The following is a 422-nucleotide window of genomic DNA, read 5'->3' on the forward strand; positions in this document are numbered from 1 at the left end:
TGAAAAAAATGCGATATATCAGTACTCGCGGGCAGGCCCCGGCCCTGAATTTCGAAGAGGTCCTGCTGGCCGGTCTGGCGACCGATGGCGGTCTGTACGTGCCGGAAAACCTGCCACGTTTCACTCAGGAAGAAATCGCTTCCTGGGCCGGCCTGCCGTATCACGAACTGGCCTTCCGGGTGATGCGTCCTTTCGTCACCGGCAGCATTCCGGATGCCGATTTCAAGAAGATTCTCGAAGAAACCTACGGCGTGTTCGCCCACAGCGCCGTGGCGCCACTGCGTCAGTTGAACGGTAATGAATGGGTGCTTGAGCTGTTCCACGGCCCGACCCTGGCGTTCAAGGACTTCGCCCTGCAACTGCTCGGTCGCCTGCTCGATTACGTGCTGGAAAAGCGCGGCGAGCGCGTGGTGATTGTCGGT

The 422-nt window shown here is 59.5% G+C and carries 1 protein-coding gene; it reads left to right on the forward strand.

The annotated features are described in order from the left end of the window. Positions 1-422, forward strand: a 422-nt coding sequence (locus AC0T7J_RS25400) for a hypothetical protein (protein ID WP_473798564.1), incomplete at both ends; no start/stop codon positions are given.

It is taken from the genome of Pantoea sp. E956-1 (genome assembly GCF_982223955.1).